Source organism: Serratia sp. T13T92 (assembly GCF_047530105.1).
GTDB classification, from domain to species: domain Bacteria; phylum Pseudomonadota; class Gammaproteobacteria; order Enterobacterales; family Enterobacteriaceae; genus Chania; species Chania fonticola.
This window is the reverse complement of sequence record NZ_JBLJAK010000096.1, coordinates 1-3,313: the sequence shown is the minus strand read 5'-3', so window position 1 is coordinate 3,313 and position 3,313 is coordinate 1. Positions and strand designations below refer to the sequence as shown.

At 53.6% G+C, this 3,313-nt stretch carries 3 protein-coding genes; 2 read left to right on the top strand and 1 reads right to left on the bottom strand.

What is annotated here, in order from left to right:
• Positions 1-270: 270 nt before the first annotated feature.
• Positions 271-828, bottom strand: a complete 558-nt coding sequence (locus ACMV5I_RS29230) for a TetR/AcrR family transcriptional regulator (RefSeq protein ID WP_065685693.1) — start codon at positions 826-828, stop codon at positions 271-273.
• A 121-nt stretch (positions 829-949) separates the two neighbouring features.
• On the opposite strand from ACMV5I_RS29230, the gene ACMV5I_RS29225 reads away from it, so the two are divergent.
• Together ACMV5I_RS29225 and ACMV5I_RS29220 are read left to right on the top strand one after the other, a co-directional pair.
• Positions 950-2,434, top strand: coding sequence for an MFS transporter (locus ACMV5I_RS29225; RefSeq protein ID WP_202672650.1), 1,485 nt, complete (start codon positions 950-952; stop codon positions 2,432-2,434).
• A gap of 201 nt (positions 2,435-2,635) precedes the next feature.
• Entirely contained in the window at positions 2,636-3,127 is a 492-nt protein-coding gene (locus ACMV5I_RS29220; RefSeq protein ID WP_021181236.1) for a Dps family protein, read from the top strand.
• Positions 3,128-3,313: the final 186 nt, after the last annotated feature.

The following is a 3,313-nucleotide window of genomic DNA, read 5'->3' as shown; positions in this document are numbered from 1 at the left end:
GTAATGGTTTCAAACTGGTACTGATGGGGAGAAGGTTCTTTGAGCATGGCAGTCAGTCCGTTTTTTGCACTGACCTTATTAGATCAAAGTCCTGGCCTCACGGCCAGGACTTTGTCATCAATCTGAACCTCCAGCCTAGCTGGAGGTTTTCTGTGCACAAAAAAAGCCAGCACGGAGGTGGCTGGCTAAAAGTGGGTTCTTCGAGGGAATATCTTTATTCGCTAAACATACTCGCCGCGCGGAGCGATCGCCATCTATCAGTGTGATAGGTCAACCATTGCGAGCCGTATCGGTAAGAACCCACTTTTGCAGATCGGCAAACATCGCTTCCCATTCCTGCTGAGTGATATCCATAAAGCCGAAGAACCGCAGCATGAAGGCTCCCTCGGTGGCCAGGAAGGCCAATCGCGCCTTTCTCCCCGCCTCGGTGGTCAGATCCAAACCTGCTATGCGGCTGCGATACCATTCTCGCGTACTGTCCAGGTGTTCTGGCGTCTGAATTAACGTCGCCATCAACCCGGCTGCCTTGGCGCTGGAGGCCTGATCGGAACTGCGGGTAGCCTGCATATGCGCCTGGACGATGGTTAACGGGTCCGGATCGCTGCCCGCGATATCGTCAAAAACCTGCTCATAAACCTTGCCCCAACGGTCAAACATCGCATCGATGAGCGCATCTTTGCTACCAAAGCAATATTGCACTCCCCCCTTGGAGATTCCCATGGCTTTGGCCACCGAATCGATGGTTAACCCTGCCGCACCTTGGGTCGCCACAATCTCTTCTGCGGTATCCAGCACCTTGTCACGATCGATACTCCGTTGACGCCCCATTGAGAAAGCCCCTTTTCAATACGTACGTATGGATTTATATTATAGCAGTATACCACCGGTGCTTCCGGGTGGTTACCGTAAGGTGACGCAGCCGCGTCATCGGTTTACTAGGATACTCTTTATGCACGCCCAAAACCGCTGGCTGATCCTGGCAATGATCTCCAGTGCGCTATTTTTAATCATTACCGATATGACGGTGCTTTACACCGCGTTGCCGCGCCTGACCCAGGCATTGGATGCCACAGCCTCACAAAAACTGTGGATCGTTAACGCCTACCCGTTGGTGGTTGCTGGCCTACTTCCCGGCGCTGGCATGTTAAGCGACCGTCTTGGCCACAAGAAAATGTTTATCGCCGGTTTGCCGGTCTTTGCCTTGGCCTCACTGTGCGCCGCGTTCTCCCCCAGTGCCGAGCTGCTGATTGCATCACGCGCTTTCCTGGCCATCGGGGCCGCGATGATGATGCCGGCCACGCTATCCATCGTGCGCCACGTCTTTACCGATGAGCGTGAACGTGCGCTGGCGATTGGCATCTGGGCCGCTGTGGCCTCCGGTGCCGCCGCGCTTGGCCCGGTGGTAGGCGGTGTTCTGCTGTCCTATTTCTGGTGGGGCTCGGTATTTTTGATCAACGTGCCGGTGGTAATGCTGGTTCTGCCGCTGGCGGTCTATCTGATCCCTCGTTGCGGTGGAGACAGTCAACGCCCCTGCGACTTTATCAGCTCGCTACAGATCATGTTCGGCCTGGTGGCGTCGATCTATGCGCTGAAAGAGCTGAGCAAACCCGCGTTCTCCCTGAGTGACTTCGCCATTGCGGCGGCGCTCGGTACGCTGTTCCTGACCCTGTTTGTCCGCCGTCAGCAGCGGGCGCAATACCCCATGATCGATTTCTCACTGTTCCGCAATCGCCTGTTTGCCAGTGGTGTCGGTGTGGCGATCGTTTCAATGATCGCGCTGATCGGGGTCGAACTGGTGTTAAGCCAGCGCTTACAGTTGGTGCTCGGCATGACGCCGCTGCTGGCCGCATTGTTTATTTTACCCATTCCGGTAGCCTCTGCTCTGGCTGGCCCGTTGGCCGGAGCTTTGCTACCTCGTTATGGCGAACGCTACATGCTGGTGGGCGGATTTATTCTCACCGCCTTAGGCATCGCCGGTGTCGCCCTGTGGTATCAAGGCAACGTCATTATGCAGTTGGTCTGCCTGTTTGTGGTGGGCTTTGGCCTCGGTGGTGCCATCACCGCTGCCTCAACGGCCATTATGCTCAACGCCCCCGAAGACAAGGCGGGCATGGTCGCCGCTATTGAAGACGTCTCATGGGAGTTGGGTGGCGTGTTAGGCGTCACGCTGCTGGGGGGGTTGATGACGGCGGTTTATAGCCACAGCCTGGTATTGCCTGCCAATCTGCCCGTAGGCGATCTCGCTTATGACAGCATTGATGAGGCGTTACGATTAGCCGGAAATATGGGCGCGGACAGCGCAGAAAGGCTGATTCAGTTGGCTAGAGGCGCCTTCGATCAGGCCTTTATTGCCGTGCTGATCGCCGCCGCATTGCTCACCAGCCTGAGCGCCGGTGTGCTAAAATTTGCCTTGCGCAAAAGGGCGCAGGTGTAATTTAATCGATGAAGTTAAGTGGGCGCAGCATGCAGCGCCCCTACCCGATTAGCCAATTGATGAATGTAAGCACGGGTAAATTGGTTTGAACGATTGAATTGATGCTTAGTAGCAACTTTAACCTTATGATAGATCCGGTTAACCTGTTTTGTATGGATATCAATCTAGATAATCGAAACAAATAATCAGGAGAAGATTATTATGGCAACGGCAAAGAAAGCGACCAAGACTCATATCGGCCTGGACACCAAACAATCAGCAAAACTCTCTGAAGCACTGAACGCTCTACTGGCTAACTACCAAGTGTTGTATATGAACGTGCGTGGCTACCATTGGAATATTTCCGGCCCGCATTTCTTTGAACTGCACGTCAAGTTTGAAGAAACCTACAATGACCTGCTGACCAAGGTTGATGAACTGGCTGAGCGTATTCTGACTCTGGGTTCACAGCCTCGCCACGCCTTCAGTGACTATCTGAAAACGGCGGATATCAAGGAAGACACCAATGTCACCGACGATAAAGGCACCCTGCGCGGCTTGCTGGAAGGTTACGCCATTTTGTTGCAACAGCAGCGCGAACTGCTGACGCTGGCCGCAGAGGCCGGTGATGAGGGTACCTCTTCGCTGATGAGCGATTACATCAAAGAGCAGGAAAAACAGGTGTGGATGTTGAACGCCTATCTGGGTAAATAACCCAGGTCCAGTAAATAGCAGAACAGCCCATAACGGGCTGTTCTTGTTTGTGCACAGAAAACCTCCAGCTAGGCTGGAGGTTCCGTAAAGCTTTCAGCTTTGAACCAGTTATAAAAACCCCTTTTGATTTGTTAAAACAGTTTGCGGTCTGGCAACTGCAAACGTTCAACAAGAAATCAAAAGGGG

Bases quoted from the DNA above. Each gene is read 5' to 3' on its own strand.
- ACMV5I_RS29220 (WP_021181236.1), top strand. From the start codon at position 2,636: ATGGCAACGGCAAAGAAAGCGACCAAGACTCATATCGGCCTGGACACC.
- ACMV5I_RS29230 (WP_065685693.1), bottom strand. From the start codon at position 828: ATGGGGCGTCAACGGAGTATCGATCGTGACAAGGTGCTGGATACCGCA.
- ACMV5I_RS29225 (WP_202672650.1), top strand. From the start codon at position 950: ATGCACGCCCAAAACCGCTGGCTGATCCTGGCAATGATCTCCAGTGCG.